Genomic DNA, 18,409 nt, shown 5'->3' on the forward strand with positions numbered 1-18,409 from the left:
CACCTATTAGCATAAACTCAAAGCGCCCCGGCCGCACTAGTCGACCGGGGCGCTTTTCCTATAGAACTTCGAGAGAAACGGCGTTATGCCTTCTTCAGGAACTCTGTTTTGATGACCAGAACGGTTCCGCCGGCTTTGCCTTCAATCTCAGCGGGGCTGTTGGTAAGCCGGATGTTCTTGATGACGGTGCCGCGCTTGAGGGCCTGCGCAATGCCCTTTACTTTCAGGTCTTTGGTGATGGTAACCGAATCGCCTTCCGCGAGGAGGTTGCCGTTGCTATCTTTTACTTCCATGATGCCAGAGGTTAGCCCGTCAGTTGTTACACGTTGAAGCGGAAGTGCATGATGTCGCCATCCTGCACCACGTACTCTTTGCCTTCTACGGCCATCTTACCAGCTTCCTTAATCTTCACTTCCGTCTTGTACTCTTGGTAGTCGGCCAGCTTGATTACCTCGGCGCGAATAAAGCCTTTCTCGAAGTCGGAGTGGATAACACCAGCGGCCGCGGGGGCTTTGTCGCCCTTATGAATGGTCCAGGCACGTACTTCCTGTACGCCAGCCGTGAAGTAAGTAATTAGGTTGAGCAGGGAGTAGGATGCCCGAATCAGGCGGTTCAGACCCGACTCGGTGAGGCCGTACTCGGCCAAAAACATTTCTTTTTCCTCGGGGTCTTCCATCTCCGCAATCTGCGACTCAATGGCTGCCGATACGAGTACTACTTCGGCGCCTTCCTGGGCTACGTGGGCCTGGAGAGCTGCCGTGTGGGCATTGCCCGTAGTGATGCTGGCCTCGTCCACATTGGCCACGTAGATAACCGGCTTAATGGTGAGGAGTTGCAGATCGGCTACGGCTTCCAGTTCCTCGGGGGTAGCCGACACGGCGCGGGCATTTTGGCCCGCTTCCAGTGCCTCCTTGAAGCGCTGTAGGGCTACTACTTCCTTCTTGGCCTGCGCATCGCCGCTCTTCGCGCTACGCTCGGCCTTGGCCAGCTTCTTATCCACGCTCTCCAAATCTTTGATTTGCAGCTCCGTGTCAATAACATCCTTGTCGAATACTGGGTCAACGCCACCAGCTACGTGCACAATGTTGGGGTCGTCGAAGCAGCGCACCACGTGGATGATGGCATCCACCTCGCGGATGTTAGCCAGGAATTTATTGCCCAGACCCTCGCCCTTAGAAGCACCTTTCACGAGGCCCGCAATATCTACGAACTCAATGATGGTTGGCAGTACCCGCTTGGGGTTTACAAGTGCTTCCAAAATCTGAAGCCGCTCGTCGGGCACCGTAATCACGCCCACGTTCGGCTCAATGGTGCAGAAGGGGTAGTTGGCCGACTCGGCCTTGGCATTGGAAAGAGCGTTGAAAAGCGTGGATTTGCCGACGTTCGGCAGGCCGACGATACCGCAGCGGAGACCCATATACTGAAATGGTGAAGTAGTGGAATGGTGAAGTAGGCCCGCGGCCCACTTCGAGGGGCAAAGGTACGGGGCTTTTTTGGGGAAAGCACGGGCTAAACAACTTGTCCTCCCTTCGCTGGCGTCGGCCGGTGGCAGCAACCAGTGAAAGGAGGACAAGTAACGTGAAGTGCCTCACAAACCACGACGGCGCGCCATGGCTGAAACCGGGCGCGCCGTGCGGTGGGAAGCGGTAATAAAACAGCGTAGTAGACAGTGTTTCGCTAGACTTCCGAATAAAAGGTTAATAATTCTCCTCGGCGCGGCTATAGCCACCATCGCGGCCATCAGCGTCGTAGGCAGGGCGAGGGCGGTCCAACTCGGCCACTTCCTCGGGGGTTAGCAACTCCTCACGGACGTAATCTACGGCATCCTGCAAGGCATCCACGAACTTCAAAAAGTCTTCCTTGTAAAGGAAGATCTTGTGCTTCTCGTAGGAGAAAGTATCATCGTCGCGCAAACGACGCTTGCTTTCTGTGATGGTCAGATAATAATCCTGGCCGCGGGTGGCTTTTACGTCAAAAAAGTACGTGCGCTTGCCAGCCTTAATGCGTTGGGAGTAAATTTCTTCCTGGTCGTGACGGTCTTCCACAGGGCCTTCTGGTAAATTTTATTATTCTAAGATGTTTGAAGTTCAGCGCAAAATAAAGCGTTTCAGTTAGATATAAAAATTTTAAGTCTGGCAATTTACTGTTTTACGGCCAAACAAACACAAAAAAGTACGCCTATGGCTCAAAAAAGCCGCTGGATGCATTTAAACGGCAAAAACCGAAGCTGGGATAAAAACAAGATTATATCTTTTTTTCTGTATATCCTTCTAAAATCATATTGGGTTAGCACGGGGAACAAATACAGGCGCTACTCTCTTGCATGTAGCAGGGTAGGGGTGCAGTGTCCGGGTTCTAGCGTACCTTGTTCTTCCCTGCTTTCTAACCTATATGGCTCAACCCCTCGATTTGGCGGCGGTCCGCTCCTTTGAAAACTTAGAATTTCTGGCGCGGCAGCTCGTAGAAGGCTTCATTACGGGACTACACCAGTCGCCCTACCACGGGTTTTCGGTGGAGTTCTCCGAGCATCGCCTCTACAACCCCGGCGAAAGCACCCGCCACCTCGATTGGAAGGTGCTAGCCCGCACGGATAAGCTCTTTGTAAAGCGCTACGAGGAAGAAACCAACTTGCGCTGCCACCTGCTGCTAGACGTGAGCCCGAGCATGTACTACCCAGCGCCGGGGCACGACAAGTTGCGTTTCTCCATTTTGTGCGCGGCGGCTATTACTACACTCTTGCAAAAGCAGCGCGATGCCGTTGGGCTCGTTACGTTTGCTGAGCAAGTAGAGCTGCAAACTCCCGTGCGCTCCACCAGTACGCATCGGCACACCTTGCTTCTTACACTACAGCAGCTGTTGGAACGCACGGTGCCCGCTCGCAAGGCCACAACTGATGTAGCTGGAGTTATTCATCAGATTGCCCAGCAAATTCCGAAGCGTTCCTTGGTGGTGCTGTTTTCAGATATGCTGGGCCGAGCTCCGGAAGAACAGGCCGAGGCGTTGGCTGCCCTGCAACACTTGCGCCACCAGCACCACGAGGTGCTTCTCTTTCACGTGATGGATCGGGCCACCGAAGCAGACTTTAGCTTTTCTGACCGGCCCTACGTGTTTGAAGACTTGGAAACGGGTCAACTGGTAAAGTTGCAGCCCAACCAAGTGCGCGAGCAGTACCGCGCCGCCATGCAACAATACGAGCACGAGCTAGCGTTGCGGTGCGGGCAGTATAAGATTGATTTTGTGCCCGTCGATATTCGTGAACCGTTCGATAAAGTGCTCTACGCTTACCTAGTGAAGCGCGGGAAAGTACGGTAAGAAGAGAACCATATGAATTTGCACAACCCCTCGGGTATTACCATCCTGGCCGCCGCACTAGCGTTGTTGCTGCCGGCTCTTATAACCGTTTATGTTGCCCGCATGTACGGCCGCTCGGGTTGGCGCTGGCTGCTGATAGCCTTGGTGTTGCCTTTCGTGTCGGTGTTTTTGATTATGGCCCTCGTAAGCCGGGAGAGCCGGCAGGCCGAGGCAGAAGAAGACGCCCGCCGCCAAGCGGAAAGAGCCTCCCGCCGGCCTAAGTCGGGAGTTTCTCCTTCACCCACCGACCCAATCAGCTAGTACGACTCTGCCGGCGTATTATCTAAAGACTGCCACAAGTACTTGCTGGCCAAGGTGCGGTAGGGCCGCCAGGGCTCGGCTAGCTCCGTCATGCGGCGCAGTAGGGCACGACCAGTTTCGGGCAACTCGTAGTGGCGGCGCATGGCATTCTGAATTCCTAAGTCGCCCTCGGGAAATACGTCGGGTTGGTCTAAGGCAAACATCTGTAGCATTTGCGCAGTCCAGCGTCCTACGCCCTTTATTTGCGTGAGGTGGGTAGTGAAGCTTTCGGCGTCGAGTTGGCTCAGGTGAGCGTGGTCTAACTGGTTGCGTTGGGCAAAGTCGGCAATGGCTCGCAAGTAGCCTGCTTTTTGGCGCGAAATGCCCGCAGCCCGCAGGTCCTCATCCGTGAGCAGTAGCACGACGGCTGGCTCGGGGTAGCCATCGGGCGGGAATAAGGCTTGCACCTTCCGCCAGATGGCCGCCGCTGCCTTGGTAGATATTTGCTGGCCTACGATAGCCCGAAGCAGCGCTAAGTATAAGTCTTCGTGCGGAGCGGGAATGATAGGCTGCCCTTGCGCAATGAGCCGAGCCATCACGGGGTCGGCTTGGGCAAGGTGATGCAGGGCATCAGGAGAGGTAGGCATGGACGAGGAGACGGGTAAGCTATTAGATTATCGGTTAGGGAGGGGTGACCCTGCCAGCACTAGGCAATATCGATAGGGAGCGTAGGAACGAAAAATTCGTCGAGCAGCTCCCCCGTAGCAGACAAGCGCAGCGCTGTGAGGTTCTGCCCCAGATACGCCCCGGTGTCAATGTTACACACGTTGGCCACGCGGTCAAACGCTGGCTGGCCTTGGGTAGGCGTGTGGCCGATAATCTGGCGTTTGCCCTTATTAGTGAGTGGCCCCCGCCGCCACAAAACGCCGTTAGCGTTATCTAGGTCAAGTGGATTGGGTGTATCGGCAAAGCAGCATGGCTAATGAGCAAGTGCTCGTTTGTCCAGAATAGAGGATGCTGCTTGATCCAGGCTAGGTGCTCTTGTAAGAGTGACGGGCGGCCTTGATACTGCTGGGCCGTGACGCGGCCGCCCCAACGCAGCCAATTAGCGTTTGGGCCATTAGGTGCGTAGTGCTTCAGCATTTCGTGCTCGTGGTTGCCGAGCAAAAACACAGTTGGGCCCTGGGTTTCAAGAGTGCGGGCCAGCTCTAAGCATTCCAGGGAATAATTGCCCCGGTCAACTATGTCGCCGGTTTGCACCAGTAGTTCCGTAGCCGGTTGCCAGTGTTTTATCAGTTCCTGTAGGGTATGGAAACACCCATGCACATCGCCAATCACAAACAGATTCATACCCAACCAACAAGTGTAACAATAGACGCTAATGCGAAGCGGGCGAAGAATCAGCGGTGGTGCTGAGCCCTAACCTCTTCACCAACGGCCCGATAGTAAGCCCCTGCACCACGATGCTGAACACCACTACTACATACGTAATGCCTACCAACAGGTCGCGGGGCATGGCTGGGGTGAGGGACAAGGCCAGCGCCACGGAGATGCCACCCCGCAAGCCGCCCCAGGTAAGAATGCGCAACGTGGAGCGGTCAAAGTGATAGCGCCGGCGAAGTAGGCCCAAGGGTACTCCTACGGATATAGCCCGTGCCAGCAGTACAACCAAGACTGCTAAAGCGCCCACAAGCAGCATGGTGCGGCTAATGTTGAGCACCAGCATCTCAAGGCCAATCAGTACGAAGAGCATGGCGTTAAGCACTTCATCCAGCAGTTCCCAAAATTTATCCAGGTACTCCCGAGTAAGGTCCGACATGCCGTGCCGTCGGCCCTTGTCTCCCACAATTAGGCCTGCCACTACTATGGCCAGGGGGCCAGATGTATGGAGCGCCGTAGCTAGCGCCGTGCCCCCCGTCACCAGGGCCAGGGTAATAAGCACTTCTACCTGGTAGTGGTCGATGCTACGCAGAGCCCAGAAACCGGCGTAGCCGAGCATTGCCCCCAAGGCCAGGCCTCCTACTGCTTCGCGCAGAAACAGCATGCCAATGGTGTTTAGGTCGCCGCTGGTACCAGCCTGAGCAATCTGAAATAAGCTCACGAAGACCACTACCGCAATACCATCATTGAAGAGCGACTCACCCACAATCTTGATTTCCAGAGAAGCTGGAATGCGAGCTTCTTTCAGAATGCCCAGTACCGCAATGGGGTCGGTGGGAGAAATGAGGGCACCAAACAGCAGGCAATAAATAAACTCGGTGGGTAGCCCAAACAAAGGGAGTAGGCCATATATAGCACCCGCTACCAGCACCGTAGAAACCAGAGTGCCCACGGAGGCCAGTATGGCAACGGGAAGCCTTTCTTGGCCCAGAGTGCGAACGTCTACGTGCAAGGCGCCAGCAAACAGCAAGAAGCTAAGCATCACCTGCATAAGCACCGTATGAAAGTCAATGCGCTGTACCAGCTGACTTACCGTTACTACCCACGGGACCCCCAAGCGGCCCAGCCCAATGGCTACCAACGAGGAGAGCAGGGCCAGTATCATGAGGCCAATAGTGGAGGGGAGCCGCAAGAAGCGGTGGTTGACGTAGCCAAATAAGGCCGCTACCACAAGCAGTACTGCAAACGTATTATATAGCTCCATGCAACCAGTTAGTAATCAGAAAGAAGTAAGCTGATTACCAAGGTTTGAGCGCGCCTGCAATACCAGGAAACCGCGTACCGTTGGGTCAGCTAGCTAATCGGAAACCACTCCGTACTTCGGAGTAGCCCAAGTCTGTCAACGGTACGCGGTCTGGCAAGGACGTGTTGTCCGGAGCTTACTGACCACGGTGCCTAGTACTTCTTCTACCGGCTGATTTTGGCGTCGTCCACATCTAGGTGCGTGACGAATCGAATCATTTGGGGCCCGAATGAAGAGGCCTTAATACCCTGTTGCTCTAGGTGCGACAGGAATTGCTCGGCAGGAAGGGTGTCTTGTAGGCGGAAAATAACTAGGTTGGTTTCCACCGGCAGCACCTCGGCCACGTACGGCTGAGCAGCTAAGGTGCTACCTAGTTGGCGGGCACGGCGGTGGTCATCGGCTAGGCGGTCCACGTTGTTTTCGAGGGCATAGAGACCTGCTGCGGCGAGGTAGCCCGCTTGGCGCATACCCCCACCCATGACTTTACGAATCCGCTTCGTTTTCTGGATGAACTGCTTGCTGCCCAGTAGTACCGAACCAACTGGAGCGCCCAGGCCCTTGGATAGGCACACCGAAATTGTATCGAACAGGCGGCCATACTCTGCTGCATCCTGGCTCGTCGCTACCAAGGCGTTAAAAATGCGGGCGCCATCTAGGTGCAGGGGAATGCTGTGGCGCTGGGCCACCTCCGCAATGGCGGCAATGTCGGCCAGATCGTAGCAGCTACCCCCACCGCGGTTGTGGGTATTTTCAAGCGAGATGAGGCTGGTAGTAGGGTAGTGAATGTTAACCGGCCGAATGGCTGTTTCTACCTGAGCGGCCGTGAGACGCCCTTGCCGGCCCGGCAGTAGCGCTACTGAGGCCCCCGAGTGAAAAGCAATGCCGCCTACTTCCCAGAGGTAGATGTGCGAGTTCTGCTCACAAATAACCTCCGATAGTGGCTCAGTGTGAGCCTTGATGGCAATTTGGTTGGTCATGGTGCCGGAAGGACAGAACAAACCGGCTTCCAAGCCAAAGCGGGCAGCAGCTTCCTGCTCTAGTGCCCGCACCGTGGGGTCTTCATCATATACGTCGTCGCCGACGGGGGCGCGGAACATGGCTTCCAGCATGGCTGGGGTAGGGCGCGTCACGGTATCGGAGCGCAGATCGATCAAAGAATCAGTCATCAGGTTGGAAGGGAAAAATGGGAAAGGTTTCCCGGTTTCAAATTTAGTCGTTACTTTTGCCCCTCATTTACAAAAGACCTAAACCGACCCGGAAAAATGAGCGTTACCCGTCTGAAGCGGAAGCACCGCAAGAACATTGCCCGCGCTAACAACAAGCAGCGCATCATCAAGCAACTGCTACTCACTCCCGTTCTGAAGAACGTAGACGTTGAGGAGCTGAAAGCCCGTTTCCCCCAGGGCGCAGCCAAGACCGAAGCCGCCGCCTAACCCGGACTTCGCGTCTGGCGTCCCTCCCCCCGGTGTCGGTGGGCTCCAGTCAGAAATTTCAAAAGCGCCTTTTCTCGCCGAGAAGGCGCTTTTTTGTGCCCTGGTAGGCCGTTCTCCCCATGAGTAAACAGCTAGGGGTATCTTCTACTTTCCTACTCGCGGCCCTAGCTCAATGGCTTGCAGCTGCTGCACCTTGCCATTTTCTACCTCAAAGCGCAGCATCGTACGCACTTTATGAAAGCCGTGGCGGCCCGCTGCCCCTGGGTTAAGATGAAGCAAGCCTAGCCGAGGATCGGGCATAACTTTTAGAATGTGCGAGTGGCCACTGATAAACAAGCCGGGCCGTTCTTGCCGCACCAGTAGGTTCGCCTCGGGGCTGTAGCGGCCTGGATAGCCCCCAATGTGCGTCATAAGTACCCGCAGGCCTTCCAGCTCAAAGTTTTGTATCAAGGGCTGCGTCAGGCGCACGTCGCGGCCATCAATGTTGCCATATACCCCGCGCAGGGGCGCTAAGACGGCTAATTCTTCTGCCACGGCGGCCGTTCCGAAGTCACCGGCGTGCCAAATTTCGTCGCATTCGCGCAAATGATGCAGAATCCGGTCGTCGAGGTAGCTGTGAGTGTCAGAGAGCAGGCCAATTTTTTTCATGAGTGAAGGTATACGCAAGCAGCGTAGGTAACAGGTAGAGTGGCTGGATACGCGTATACTAGGCTATGGGGTGAGCAGTAGTGGGTTGCTGGCGGCGCAAAAGTGCTACGCCTGACCTCCAAAAGCAGCCTCCTTTAGTGCTACATTTCCTGGCTTAGCACTTCCTCTTAACATCTACACAACACAACGGCAGACATCCCGTATCTTGCCCGACCCAGTAGACGTTTTCGTTTTCGGGGAAATATGCTGTGCTTTGCAGCAGACCGGTCTTAGTTTTTGCCCTCCAGATTACCCCCGCGATGAACGTTTTCATCAACGATATTCCGCTGATTATCAAAAAGAACAGCGAGAAGATATACAAGCACAAGTACGACCTGATTCTAAATCCGGAGGATGAGTTTATTTCCAAGGATTTAGTAGGGGATGTGCTCGTACGTGACGTTACGGACGTATTCATTGACCGGCTGCTACGGCTAATGGAAGTGAAGAAGCTGAAAAAGCTACGCTCGTTGACGCTGCTGGCCCGCAAGAAAAACCGCCTGATCCTGCACCTGAAGGATCAGTTCAAGATTGTGAAGGCAGCTGGTGGCTTGGTAGTGAAAGATGGCCTAGTGCTGATGATTTTTCGCCTTGGCAAGTGGGATTTGCCTAAGGGCAAGCTTAAGAAGGAAGAGGATCCTTCCCTAGGCGCCTTGCGCGAGGTAGAGGAGGAATGCAACATTCAGATTGAATTAGGAGAAAAGCTGCCTAGTACTTGGCATTCCTACGCCTACAACGGCAACAAAATTCTCAAAAAAACGAATTGGTATATCATGCGGTGTCTAGACGACTCGCTGATGAAGCCCCAAGCTGAAGAGTACATTGAGGAAGTGCGGTGGATGACGCCTCAGCAGGCACTAGCTGTTCTAGACGAGTCGTATGCCAGCATTGCCTTGGTCGTACGGCATTACCTCAGCGAAACAGCTGGCCAAGCCCCTGCCGACCACGAGTCCATGAAGTAGCGTTACGTTTTGTTGTTTGTTTATGCGCCCCTGCTATTACCTTTCCCCCCTAATGTTACTAGCTGGCTTGGGCGCCTGCACAGGCACACAAACCAAAACCGAGAACAACAACCCGAACTCTACCCGTACAGAATCGACCCGGGCGGCTACACTTGATGTGCCCCTGCTCATTGGGCACACCATTGACCAAGTGCGCCGTTCCCTCGGGCCGCCGAAGGAAACCAAGGATCAGGAAATTGGCATAGAGCCTACTAGTGAGCAGATGCAGAAGACGAACGGGGAAGACTGGGTCAACACGTTCGAGCGCAATGGCCTCACAATCGTTGTCACGTTTAATGCCCGCACCCGTAAAGTGCGCGACTTAGTGCTCATTGGCAGTGACGAAGACCAACTGCTACGCGCTGGCAATCTGAGCCTCACGGACCCAGACTATATCATCCTGCCCGTGGCTCACCCGGAGAGTAGCCAGGCTATTTTGGGGGTGCGGATAGTCGCCCGCAAGTAGGTAGCAGCTGCCGCTACCTACTGCTAGTTGTCTTGCTGGAAGGCAGGGAGCGAAAACGGTACAAAGTCGTTCACGTTGCCCCCGAACCGATGAATCTCGCGGATAATTGTGCTACTGATGGCCGCTAGAGCAGGTGAGGTAATCAGAAAAACCGTTTCTAGCTCCGGGTTTACGTGCCGATTAGCCTGGGCAATGGTATTCTCATACTCGAAGTCGGTGGTGTTGCGCAGGCCGCGCAGCAGGAACCGGGCTCCAGTTTCACGGGCAAAGTCCGCGGTGAGTCCCTTGTACGTGCGTACAGCCACTCTAGGCTCGTTATGAAATACTCCCTCAATCAACCCCACCATTTGCTGGATAGGTAGATAGCGTTGTTTGCTGCTGTTGTTGCCAATGGCTACAATTACCTCATCGAACAGCGTCACTCCACGTCGCACTACATCAAGGTGCCCGTTAGTAAAAGGATCAAAGGAGCCGGGAAATAGAGCGATACGCATCAGAAAGGGAGAGGGAGTGAAAAAAGAGTACTAATGGCTGATGCCAGAGGCCGCAGATCTTTTTCGTGCTAATAAGTTATTCGCACAGATGCAAGGCGTATAGCTCAAAAAAGCGGTACTCAAAAACGTCGTTGAGGCGGTAGCTATAGCCTACGTCGAAGGGACGATTGCCGAAGCGTATGTTGCGAATGTATTTGCGCAGCACCGTAAACAGCTCCGAGTCGTGCATCAGGTCGCCCCAGACTACTACTGCATCTTGGTCGGGGTTGAGCTGTAGCTCTTGCATAACCAAGATGGTGTAGTAAATAAGGTCCTCGGCCGTGCTGAACGGGAAGACATTGCAGAACTCCGGGCGCTTATCGCGCACGGCCAGGAGCGTCACTTCCTGCTGCCCAATGCTGAGGTAAATGCGCCGCGGGGCAGCCTGCTCGCTCTGGTGTACTACGCCCGTAAGCAAGGCACTGGTTTGGTGTAGAAACTGCCCGCTTGGTAGGTGTAGTGGAACCACTCTGACAAGGCTTTCTCCGCCGCAAAAATGCTGACGATATCGAGGCTGGAGTGGGTGTAGTGCCCTACAGTTTCGTGCTGGGTATCGAGAGTGTGGTGGAGCTGTAAATAGGCACTCTCATCACCAGTTCGGAACAAAGGCGCGGGCAGCAGCGTGAAATAGCGGTTTTGCACGGCCAGCCGTACGCGGTTCCAGCCAGCTTGCCCTACTAGGTCGTGCTGCGTGGCAAGGGCTTGCAGCTGCGCAGCCAATGATACGGCCGGTACGGCGGGGTAATCTTCTAGTACCACGAACTTATTACGGCGCACATCGGCCACACCCACGCGCAGTCCGGTGGGGCCAGCCGTAAGATATAAGTTGTACGCAGCTAGCTGATCAGGGGCCAGCGTTTCATCGCGCAAGCGGTATAAGGCAGCAGGCAAGGAAACAGCAGCAGACATGGGAGCAACGGGAAAAGCAGACACAGACACGATGGCAGGCGAATAACGGGCCGCTAAAGGTACAAAAGCCCAGCAAAGGAGGCCTGCTAGAACACAGAATCAGGGCCGCTGCCCGTTAGGCTACTGAAAGCGTAGCTGAGGAATGAACACGTCATCGGGGCTGATAATGTCGCGCAAAACCGGGTGCACCTGGGTAGGCAGTAGCAGCCCTAAGTGCCGGGGCCGAACGAATTCTACCTGGGTTAGTAGCTGGTCAGAGGTAGTATGCTCAGGGTCAGTTCCTAGCTGCGGAACCGCGGCAGCATCTACCGCTAGTACCTCGAAGAAAAGCTCCAATGCCTGAAGACTGGCGCTTCGGAACTCGTGCAAGTGCAAAAAGCGCCCTACCGTCACGTCCAGGCCAGTTTCCTCGCGGAACTCCCGGCGTAGGCATTCTTGCAGGGTTTCTCCGAATTGCCACCCTCCACCGGGCGGAGACCAGAACGGAAGATTATTGTGCAGCATGCCTCGGTGAGCAGTTAGCAGTAGTGCACCATCGCGCACCAGTAGTCCACAAACGCGCACCCGGGCTTGGCCGGCATACGCACGCAATAGAGAAGAATCGGGGGAAGAAGGAGGAAAGTCAGCCATTAGTAAGCAGTGGCCGGCCTATAGTATGCAGGTGCCGGACCCCTGCGTACGGCAAAGGTGGGGCATCGGGTTGAAATATAGCACACTTTAGATGCTTAGCCTGCTGGCTCCGGATACACTGCCGACGCCTGCGGGCCGCCCGCCGTCGGCGCCATTGGCGCAGCCGGCTCCCTACCCATACTACCCCCGCAAGTGCCAACACGGCCATCAACAATGGCAGCAGCAACCCTAAGATGGACCCCACAATGGCCAGTATGTTTTCTAGGGTGGCTAGGACGGGGTTACCCAGGCCCGCAGTCGTGGCCGTAGATCCTGCCCGTAGCAGCGTAGTGCCCGTTTGGATAAGGCCCGCGGTGCTGCCGCCCACCAAGATACCCAGGCTCCAGCGTACCATGGGTGCCATGTCAGGTAGCGCGGACGTCATGAGGATAGTGCCCGCAATAAAAGATGCCGGACCCATAATTGTATCCAGAATATTGTCGACCACTGGCACGTAGTACCCTAGAAGCTCGGCCACAGTGGCTGTGCCCAGTGCTGCCACGGCCGGCCAGCTGCCTAGCCAGGCAAACCCCGCCGCAGGCGTCAGGTAACCTGTGCGGTACGCCAAGCTTGCAGCCAGCAAGGGCACAAATACCCGGAAGCCACTGCAAGCAGCCAGCCCCAGCCCCAGGGCAACAGCCAGCAGATAATCGAACTGTTCCATAGAGAAAGGCAGTAGCAAAATACGTGGGAAGAACTGAAGCGGCGCAGGGAAACAATATTCCTGCTAGGCCCTAGTAAGATACGCAAACCCAGCATTTGGTGGGCCTACACCTAGGCCAGTATCTTTACGAGGTATGACTGATTTACAATCCGCTTCTCCCAACGAATCATTAGAATCTCGTATCCGCCTCAAGTTGCAGCGCCAGCATTTTATGCATCATATTGGGGCCGACCTCACTCGGATTGAGCCCGGCCGCGTGGAGGCTACCCTTACCTTACAGCAGCAGCATCAGCAGCACAGTGGGTTTACGCACGGAGGACTAGTAGCTACCATGGCTGATTTGGTAGCTGGATTTGCCGCCGTAACCTTAGTTCCCGATGGTACGGGGGTAGTGACAGCAGAACTTAAGACCAGCTACCTCCGTCCCGGTATTGGAAGCACCTTCGGGCAGTGGGCTGGGTGCTAAAAGCGGGGCGCCGCTTGCATTTTTGTGAGGCGGAGGTGTGGTGCGACAATCTGCTGATTGCCAAAGCTACGGCCACGATGGCAGTAGTAGAGTCAGCGGGTAAAGACGGAGAAAAATAGTACTTTTGCTAGTGCTTGCACTCTGTATGCCTCAGTAGCGTCGGCATACGAGTTAGCGTGCTTGCCGGTGTGGCGTGATAGCACTGGTCGATATTCTCGCGTATGAAGTATCTCATTACCATTTTATTATTACTAGTCAGCATTCCTTTGTTGGCACAGCGCGGGTACTGGGATGCCGAAACCGATTCTATCTATCATATCCTAGCTACTCAACGCACCGATACAGCCCGCCTACGCACGATTGTACATCTGCTCGACATTACCCGCTTGGATGAAAGCCGGGAGCGGCGGCAGGCTTTGGGCGTATTTGCTGAACTGTACAAGCTCAATCGTCAGCTGCACGCTCTCGACGACGCTCCGTACCGCCAGTTGGAGCTGACGATGCGCTATTGGGACGAAAATATTCCCGAATCTAATGCCAAGGCCTTGCACCACGTGAAGCAAGCCGTACAGCTATTTGACCGCGTTGGTCATCCTATTCCTACCATCCTCATTGAAATAGCACCACTCTTCAACCGCCTCCATCAAATAGAAGAGCGATTTGAATTTTACCGTGATAAGTTAGCGTATTACCGCGTTCATAATGCGCAAGAAAACATGGCGGCCTGCTACGTGTCCGTGGCGGGGTACTACCGCCGTAAGGGGGCCTACGATCAGGCCATCAGTAACTTTTTGCAGTCGGCCGAGCTGTTTAAAAACTTTAACCGCAGCTACTACATCAGTGAATTGAAGGTAGCCGGGGCCAATTATGCTGAGTGGGGCAATACCAGCAAGGCGCTAGAGTACTTATTGCAGTCTATTACGCTGGCGCAGGAGTATGCCAAGCAGGGTGGCAGAGGGGTAGATGCCTATACCTATCGTAATATTTCTAAGCTTTACTTACTCCAGCAGAATTACACCAAAGCGCTTGAATACGCCAATCTGGCTTGTCGGTGCGGGGGCGAGCCTCCCTAAACCGGCAGGAGGAAAAAGCCTACGGATTGGTGCAGAAAAGCGTGGTATTAGTGGCCATGCACAACCCTGAGCCAGCTGTATTGGTACTGCAAGAAGCACAGCATCTAGCAGACTCCCTACCCATGACTATTACGGGACGCCGCCAAGGCGAGTTTGAGCTGGATGCTGCTTGGGCGCAGTATTACGAATCTATCCACGATTACCAGCGAGCTGAAAAGTATTGGCAACGGGCGTTACAGGAAGCTACGGCCGCTAAGCTCACCGTGCTGAAGTGGCGCTACATGCGCCGGTTGTTTGATTTTTATGGTAAGCGGAGGCAAGATGCCGTTGCGCAGCAATACGCCCGCGACTACCTCATTCTTTCTGATACGCTCAATGCCGCCCGGGGCAGCTACAACGTTGCGCAGTACGACGGCGAGCGGATAGAAAAGGCGCAGAATGCGCAAATAGCCAATCTGCGGCAGGAGCGGGCAGTGCAAGCAGTACGCCTACAGCAGCGCAACATACTACTGGCGGTTTCGCTAATTGCATTGGTAGTAGTAGGTAGCTTGGGGGGCTTCATTTACTGGCAGTTGCGAATACATAAGCAGACCTTACAGCAGTTGCGCAAGACGCAGAACCAGCTGGTCCAGTCCGAGAAATGGGCTTTCGTGGGCGAGGTCTCGGCCGGTATTGCCCACGAACTGCAAAATCCCCTCAACTTCATGAAGAAGTTTGCCGAGGTAAGTACCAGTATGGTGGATGATATAAACCACCGAGACGCAGGAAAGAACGCGGGACTAGAGCAGGAAATCTTATCGGGGCTGCGGCAGAACCTACAAGAAATCAGTCAGCACGGTATGCGTGCTTCCTCCATCATCAAAGACATGCTAGAGCATTCCCGGGCCGGCACTGGACAGCGCGAGCCTACTAACCTGAATGCACTCATTTCTGAATACCTGCAGCTAGCCCGCCAAAGCCACGTACCTGCCGAAGAAGTAGATAGCATTGTGTTTGATATGCAGCTGACCTCCAATCTGCCGCTGGTGCCCGTAGTACCTGCCGATATGGGCCGAGTGTTGCTAAACCTATGCACCAATGCCCTGTATGCCGTGTGCCAGCACCAACTGGCCGGCGACTCTACTTACCAGCCTACCATTAGCCTTAGTACTCACGCTGAGCCAGGATGGGTAGAAGTGCGGGTGCGCGACAATGGCCCCGGTATTGCGTCGGAAGTGCAAGCGAAGGTGTTTCAGCCCTTCTTTACTACCAAGCCCATTGGAGAAGGCACTGGGTTGGGGCTGTCCATCAGCCACGACATTGTGAAGGCCCACGGCGGTACGTTCAGCGTAGCTTCGCGGGAAGGGGAGTACACCGAATTTGTGGTACGCCTCCCTGCCTAACGGCCCCCCGAAGTGGCGAAGAGTAGCTTCCGTAGCTACATCAGGTACTGCCAGCACGTACTCCGTAAAGTAAGAACTTAGCAGCGCCAGCGCCGCTAGGAGGATTTGGGGAGAAAAATTCAGGAGGCGCCGTCGGAGCTTAAACCAGCGTAGCTTTGTTCTACCGATTACACTGCTATGCTTTCTGTCAGAACCCCTTCCGTCCGCGACTATTTCCCTTACGAGCCCACCCAGGACCAAGCGTTGCTGTTTCAGCAATTGGATGTTTTCCTGAAGGACCAGCTTCCCGGCCGCAAAGCCTTTGTACTACGCGGATACGCTGGTACGGGCAAGACTACCGTGGTGAGTGCCTTGGTGCAATGGCTACACCGCATGGGCCGCAAATACACGCTCATGGCCCCCACAGGACGCGCCGCCAAAGTAATGAGTACCTACTCGGGGGTTGCGGCCAGCACTATTCACAAAAAGATCTACCGCCAAACCAGCGGTACGCCCAGCCAGGGGCTTACTTTCCAGCGCCAGCCCAATCGGGCCCAGGATACGCTGTTCATTGTGGATGAGGCATCCATGATTTCTGATGAAAAGGCGTTTGGTCAAAACGGCCTGCTCGACGATGTGCTCAACTACGTTTTCGAGAAGCCGACCAACCGCCTGCTACTTATCGGCGACACGGCTCAGCTGCCCCCGGTGGGGCAGTTGGTGTCCCCAGCACTCGATCCTGAAATACTGCGCCACCGTTTCCGGGCCGATGTAGCTTCAGTGGAGCTGCGTCAGGTAATGCGTCAGGCCGAGGAGTCGGGTATTTTGATGAATGCTACGGTCTTGCGTGAAGAGCTTCGGGAGGAAGAACCTCATATTCAGTTCTTCACTAAAGGCTACCCCGATATCTTTTCTATGCAAGGCGACAAGCTAGAGGACGGACTGCGCTGGGCCTACAAGAACTTCGGCCACGAAAATAGCACCATCATTTGCCGCTCCAACAAGAACGCCAACCAGTACAACCAGTACATCCGGCGCATCTTGTTTGAGGCCGAAGATGAAATAGAGTCGGGCGACTACCTCATGGTGGTGCGCAACAACTACTTCTGGCTGCCCAAAGACTCGGAAATAGGCTTTTTGGCCAACGGTGACTTCGTGCAGGTAGTAAAAATCATTCGGCGCACCGAGGAATTTGGGTTCCGTTTTGCCGATGCGCGCGTGCGCCTAGTAGACTACCCCGACGAGCCCGACATGGAGGTGAAGCTGCTGCTAGATACGCTGCATACTGATAGTCCAGCCCTCTCGGCTGATCAGAACAAGGCGCTGTACGATGCCGTGAGTGAAGATTACGCCCACCTCGAAACCAAAAAAGACCGCACGGCCGCTCTGCGCAAAGACCCATTTCTCAACGCGCTTCAGGTAAAGTTTGCGTATGCGCTTACCTGCCATAAGGCACAGGGCGGGCAGTGGCAAGCGGTATTTGTTGACCACGGCTTCCTCAAGGAGGACATAGTCAACTCGGAGTTTGCCCGCTGGTTGTATACCGCCGTCACGCGCTCCTCCGAGAAGCTGTTTCTGCTCAACTTTAACCCCAAGCTCATTGGCGACGAGCCTGCTGACTAAGTTTTGTGCCTGTGGGCGCAGAAAATCAAAGGCTTAACCGAACAAAAGTAGGGGGGCTAGGGGTTGTGCTGCATGAGCCCCTCCCACTAGGAGTGAAAAAATGGCACTTAACTTGCCCCCGCAGTCGAAAATCGTAGTTTTGTTTACTCCAACGCATTCAATATTCCTGACCATGAAAAAAGTACTCCTACTGGCCTTGTCGCTGTCGGTGACAGGTTTCGCGGCCCAGGCCCAGACGGCCGCCGTAAAACCTGCTAATGCGCAAGCCAAAGTAGCCGGTCCGCAAATCCAGTTTGAGGAAATGAAGTTTGACTTCGGCTCCATTAAGCAGGGTGACATCGTTGAACATACTTTCAAGTTCAAGAACACGGGTACTCAGCCCCTGGTCATTTCTAACATTGGTGTAAGCTGTGGCTGTACTACCCCCGACTGGACCAGAGAGCCCGTTATGCCAGGCAAATCGGGCATCATTACGGCCAAGTTCAACAGCGCCGGCAAAATCGGCATGCAGAACAAAGTGCTGACTATCGAGTCAAACTCAGCTAGCGGCAACGCTATGGTTTCATTGGTAGGCGACGTGAAGGATGCTGCCACGGCTGATGCTAGCATGATGACCGCCCCCAAAGCATCATCAGACGTATCGGCCCCCGCCGACACGAAAGATGCTAAGCAAAAAGTCAAAATCGGTGACAGCAAAATCAAAGCAAAGAAGAAGGCTTCCTAAGCTTTTGCATAGCTAGAGCACCTCATACAAAAGGCGCTCACCCTAGGGTGAGCCGCCTTTTGTATGAGGTGCTCTGTAAGTCACTATTACAGCTGGCGCATAGCTACTACAAATACCATCACCCATCCTGCAATAAGCAACAGCCCGCCGATGGGAGTAATGGCGCCTAGCTTGGTAATGCCCGTGAGGCAAAGCACGTAAAGTGAGCCGCTGAAAATGAGCATGCCCCCCAACCACAGCCAAGCTACCGTGCCCAAGCCTCGTAGCTCCGGCCGCACCTGATAAAGAATGCCGATAGCCAATAGTGCCAGCACGTGGTAAAACTGGTAGCGTACGGCCGTTTCAAAGGTCTCTAAACGGTTGGTGACCGTGAGCATGGCCCGCAGACCGTGGGCCCCGAAAGCACCGATGCCTACGCTAAGAGCGCCTAAAAGGCCGGCCAGTTGGATGATGAGTCGAGCTGTCATAAAAGTACTTAGGTGTGGTAAGTGAGGGTACTCGCAAAGCGCAGGCGACAAGGGGGACC

At 54.8% G+C, this 18,409-nt stretch carries 23 protein-coding genes and 1 pseudogene; 10 read left to right on the forward strand and 14 right to left on the reverse strand.

The genetic code is table 11. The features are described 5' to 3' along the window. Positions 1-83: 83 nt before the first annotated feature. From VI25_RS03155 to VI25_RS03165, 3 genes are all read right to left on the reverse strand, one after another. Complete coding sequence (locus VI25_RS03155) at positions 84-293, reverse strand: alkylphosphonate utilization protein (protein ID WP_045687720.1); 210 nt, start codon at positions 291-293, stop codon at positions 84-86. A 26-nt stretch (positions 294-319) separates the two neighbouring features. Then, positions 320-1,417 (reverse strand): redox-regulated ATPase YchF, encoded by a 1,098-nt coding sequence (gene ychF, locus VI25_RS03160; protein ID WP_045687719.1) that lies wholly within the window; start codon positions 1,415-1,417, stop codon positions 320-322. A 280-nt stretch (positions 1,418-1,697) separates the two neighbouring features. After that, complete coding sequence (locus tag VI25_RS03165) at positions 1,698-2,045, reverse strand: DUF3276 family protein (RefSeq protein ID WP_045687718.1); 348 nt, start codon at positions 2,043-2,045, stop codon at positions 1,698-1,700. A gap of 346 nt (positions 2,046-2,391) precedes the next feature. Here VI25_RS03165 and VI25_RS03170 point away from each other — a divergent pair, with 346 nt between their 5' ends. Further along, the gene (locus VI25_RS03170; RefSeq protein WP_045687717.1) at positions 2,392-3,312 is read left to right on the forward strand and encodes a DUF58 domain-containing protein; all 921 of its coding nucleotides are present in this window, start codon (positions 2,392-2,394) and stop codon (positions 3,310-3,312) included. A 12-nt stretch (positions 3,313-3,324) separates the two neighbouring features. Then, entirely contained in the window at positions 3,325-3,612 is a 288-nt protein-coding gene (locus tag VI25_RS03175) for a hypothetical protein (protein ID WP_045687716.1), read from the forward strand. Here VI25_RS03175 and VI25_RS03180 read toward each other — a convergent pair. From VI25_RS03180 to VI25_RS03200, 5 genes are all read right to left on the reverse strand, one after another. Then, entirely contained in the window at positions 3,609-4,238 is a 630-nt protein-coding gene (locus tag VI25_RS03180) for a DNA-3-methyladenine glycosylase family protein (RefSeq protein ID WP_045687715.1), read from the reverse strand. The two genes, VI25_RS03175 and VI25_RS03180, sit on opposite strands and share 4 nt — an antisense overlap. A gap of 59 nt (positions 4,239-4,297) precedes the next feature. Then, positions 4,298-4,513 (reverse strand): hypothetical protein, encoded by a 216-nt coding sequence (locus VI25_RS23880; RefSeq protein WP_055562258.1) that lies wholly within the window; start codon positions 4,511-4,513, stop codon positions 4,298-4,300. Between the two features lie 17 nt (positions 4,514-4,530). After that, positions 4,531-4,941 (reverse strand): metallophosphoesterase, encoded by a 411-nt coding sequence (locus tag VI25_RS23885; protein WP_052695052.1) that lies wholly within the window; start codon positions 4,939-4,941, stop codon positions 4,531-4,533. 28 nt (positions 4,942-4,969) lie between these two features. Beyond that, positions 4,970-6,235 (reverse strand): cation:proton antiporter, encoded by a 1,266-nt coding sequence (locus tag VI25_RS03195; RefSeq protein ID WP_045687714.1) that lies wholly within the window; start codon positions 6,233-6,235, stop codon positions 4,970-4,972. Between the two features lie 203 nt (positions 6,236-6,438). Continuing rightward, entirely contained in the window at positions 6,439-7,440 is a 1,002-nt protein-coding gene (locus VI25_RS03200; RefSeq protein WP_045687713.1) for a threonine aldolase family protein, read from the reverse strand. Between the two features lie 96 nt (positions 7,441-7,536). Between VI25_RS03200 and VI25_RS25585 the strand changes: the two genes are divergently transcribed. Further along, the gene (locus VI25_RS25585; protein WP_173664780.1) at positions 7,537-7,707 is read left to right on the forward strand and encodes a hypothetical protein; all 171 of its coding nucleotides are present in this window, start codon (positions 7,537-7,539) and stop codon (positions 7,705-7,707) included. A gap of 144 nt (positions 7,708-7,851) precedes the next feature. Here the strand turns inward: VI25_RS25585 and VI25_RS03205 are convergent, their stop codons facing one another. Then, positions 7,852-8,355 (reverse strand): metallophosphoesterase family protein, encoded by a 504-nt coding sequence (locus VI25_RS03205; protein WP_045687712.1) that lies wholly within the window; start codon positions 8,353-8,355, stop codon positions 7,852-7,854. A 299-nt stretch (positions 8,356-8,654) separates the two neighbouring features. Here VI25_RS03205 and VI25_RS03210 point away from each other — a divergent pair, with 299 nt between their 5' ends. Further along, complete coding sequence (locus VI25_RS03210; RefSeq protein WP_045687711.1) at positions 8,655-9,356, forward strand: NUDIX hydrolase; 702 nt, start codon at positions 8,655-8,657, stop codon at positions 9,354-9,356. Between the two features lie 52 nt (positions 9,357-9,408). Next, positions 9,409-9,861, forward strand: a complete 453-nt coding sequence (locus VI25_RS03215; RefSeq protein WP_045687710.1) for a hypothetical protein — start codon at positions 9,409-9,411, stop codon at positions 9,859-9,861. A 23-nt stretch (positions 9,862-9,884) separates the two neighbouring features. On the opposite strand, the gene coaD is transcribed toward VI25_RS03215, so the two are convergent. The 4 genes and pseudogenes from coaD to VI25_RS03240 form a co-directional block, all read right to left on the reverse strand. Continuing rightward, a complete protein-coding gene (coaD, locus tag VI25_RS03220; RefSeq protein ID WP_045687709.1) occupies positions 9,885-10,358 on the reverse strand; it encodes a pantetheine-phosphate adenylyltransferase in 474 nt (157 codons plus the stop codon). Positions 10,359-10,431: 73 nt separating this feature from the next. After that, positions 10,432-11,303, reverse strand: a pseudogene (locus tag VI25_RS28770) (DUF3822 family protein). A gap of 120 nt (positions 11,304-11,423) precedes the next feature. Further along, positions 11,424-11,933 carry an NUDIX domain-containing protein gene (locus VI25_RS03235; protein WP_055562259.1) on the reverse strand — a complete coding sequence of 170 codons (510 nt, stop codon included), beginning with the start codon at positions 11,931-11,933 and terminating at the stop codon, positions 11,424-11,426. Continuing rightward, positions 11,926-12,636, reverse strand: a complete 711-nt coding sequence (locus VI25_RS03240) for a DUF4126 domain-containing protein (RefSeq protein WP_072144747.1) — start codon at positions 12,634-12,636, stop codon at positions 11,926-11,928. The genes VI25_RS03235 and VI25_RS03240 overlap by 8 nt, the downstream gene beginning before the upstream one ends. A 133-nt stretch (positions 12,637-12,769) precedes the next feature. On the opposite strand from VI25_RS03240, the gene VI25_RS03245 reads away from it, so the two are divergent. The 5 genes from VI25_RS03245 (at position 12,770) to VI25_RS03265 (ending at position 17,883) form a co-directional block, all read left to right on the forward strand. Then, positions 12,770-13,102, forward strand: coding sequence for a PaaI family thioesterase (locus tag VI25_RS03245; protein ID WP_236704856.1), 333 nt, complete (start codon positions 12,770-12,772; stop codon positions 13,100-13,102). 221 nt (positions 13,103-13,323) lie between these two features. Further along, positions 13,324-14,175, forward strand: coding sequence for a hypothetical protein (locus VI25_RS03250; RefSeq protein WP_152981472.1), 852 nt, complete (start codon positions 13,324-13,326; stop codon positions 14,173-14,175). Beyond that, positions 14,154-15,557 carry a sensor histidine kinase gene (locus VI25_RS03255; protein WP_152981473.1) on the forward strand — a complete coding sequence of 468 codons (1,404 nt, stop codon included), beginning with the start codon at positions 14,154-14,156 and terminating at the stop codon, positions 15,555-15,557. Before VI25_RS03250 ends, VI25_RS03255 begins: the two co-directional genes overlap by 22 nt. Positions 15,558-15,734: 177 nt before the next feature. Then, complete coding sequence (locus tag VI25_RS03260) at positions 15,735-17,159, forward strand: ATP-dependent RecD-like DNA helicase (protein ID WP_055562260.1); 1,425 nt, start codon at positions 15,735-15,737, stop codon at positions 17,157-17,159. A 172-nt stretch (positions 17,160-17,331) separates the two neighbouring features. After that, positions 17,332-17,883: a DUF1573 domain-containing protein gene (locus VI25_RS03265; protein WP_072144748.1), complete on the forward strand. Its 552-nt coding sequence runs from the start codon at positions 17,332-17,334 to the stop codon at positions 17,881-17,883. Between the two features lie 86 nt (positions 17,884-17,969). Here VI25_RS03265 and VI25_RS03270 read toward each other — a convergent pair whose 3' ends face one another. Further along, positions 17,970-18,350, reverse strand: coding sequence for a DUF423 domain-containing protein (locus VI25_RS03270; RefSeq protein ID WP_045688995.1), 381 nt, complete (start codon positions 18,348-18,350; stop codon positions 17,970-17,972). Between the last annotated feature and the right edge of the window lie 59 nt (positions 18,351-18,409).

Origin of the sequence: Hymenobacter sp. AT01-02 (assembly GCF_000961955.2) — a bacterium.
In the GTDB taxonomy this organism is placed as follows: domain Bacteria; phylum Bacteroidota; class Bacteroidia; order Cytophagales; family Hymenobacteraceae; genus Hymenobacter; species Hymenobacter mucosus.

What these genes read in the sequence shown, in the direction of transcription:
- VI25_RS03155 (WP_045687720.1), bottom strand. Translation starts at nt 293, where the DNA reads ATGGAAGTAAAAGATAGCAACGGCAACCTCCTCGCGGAAGGCGATTCG.
- VI25_RS03265 (WP_072144748.1), top strand. Translation starts at nt 17,332, where the DNA reads ATGAAAAAAGTACTCCTACTGGCCTTGTCGCTGTCGGTGACAGGTTTC.
- VI25_RS03270 (WP_045688995.1), bottom strand. Translation starts at nt 18,350, where the DNA reads ATGACAGCTCGACTCATCATCCAACTGGCCGGCCTTTTAGGCGCTCTT.
- VI25_RS03250 (WP_152981472.1), top strand. Translation starts at nt 13,324, where the DNA reads ATGAAGTATCTCATTACCATTTTATTATTACTAGTCAGCATTCCTTTG.
- VI25_RS03205 (WP_045687712.1), bottom strand. Translation starts at nt 8,355, where the DNA reads ATGAAAAAAATTGGCCTGCTCTCTGACACTCACAGCTACCTCGACGAC.
- VI25_RS03175 (WP_045687716.1), top strand. Translation starts at nt 3,325, where the DNA reads ATGAATTTGCACAACCCCTCGGGTATTACCATCCTGGCCGCCGCACTA.
- VI25_RS03260 (WP_055562260.1), top strand. Translation starts at nt 15,735, where the DNA reads ATGCTTTCTGTCAGAACCCCTTCCGTCCGCGACTATTTCCCTTACGAG.
- VI25_RS03200 (WP_045687713.1), bottom strand. Translation starts at nt 7,440, where the DNA reads ATGACTGATTCTTTGATCGATCTGCGCTCCGATACCGTGACGCGCCCT.
- VI25_RS03245 (WP_236704856.1), top strand. Translation starts at nt 12,770, where the DNA reads ATGACTGATTTACAATCCGCTTCTCCCAACGAATCATTAGAATCTCGT.
- ychF (WP_045687719.1), bottom strand. Translation starts at nt 1,417, where the DNA reads ATGGGTCTCCGCTGCGGTATCGTCGGCCTGCCGAACGTCGGCAAATCC.
- VI25_RS03240 (WP_072144747.1), bottom strand. Translation starts at nt 12,636, where the DNA reads ATGGAACAGTTCGATTATCTGCTGGCTGTTGCCCTGGGGCTGGGGCTG.
- VI25_RS25585 (WP_173664780.1), top strand. Translation starts at nt 7,537, where the DNA reads ATGAGCGTTACCCGTCTGAAGCGGAAGCACCGCAAGAACATTGCCCGC.
- VI25_RS03180 (WP_045687715.1), bottom strand. Translation starts at nt 4,238, where the DNA reads ATGCCTACCTCTCCTGATGCCCTGCATCACCTTGCCCAAGCCGACCCC.
- VI25_RS23885 (WP_052695052.1), bottom strand. Translation starts at nt 4,941, where the DNA reads ATGAATCTGTTTGTGATTGGCGATGTGCATGGGTGTTTCCATACCCTA.
- VI25_RS03170 (WP_045687717.1), top strand. Translation starts at nt 2,392, where the DNA reads ATGGCTCAACCCCTCGATTTGGCGGCGGTCCGCTCCTTTGAAAACTTA.
- VI25_RS03215 (WP_045687710.1), top strand. Translation starts at nt 9,409, where the DNA reads ATGTTACTAGCTGGCTTGGGCGCCTGCACAGGCACACAAACCAAAACC.
- VI25_RS03195 (WP_045687714.1), bottom strand. Translation starts at nt 6,235, where the DNA reads ATGGAGCTATATAATACGTTTGCAGTACTGCTTGTGGTAGCGGCCTTA.
- VI25_RS03210 (WP_045687711.1), top strand. Translation starts at nt 8,655, where the DNA reads ATGAACGTTTTCATCAACGATATTCCGCTGATTATCAAAAAGAACAGC.
- VI25_RS03235 (WP_055562259.1), bottom strand. Translation starts at nt 11,933, where the DNA reads ATGGCTGACTTTCCTCCTTCTTCCCCCGATTCTTCTCTATTGCGTGCG.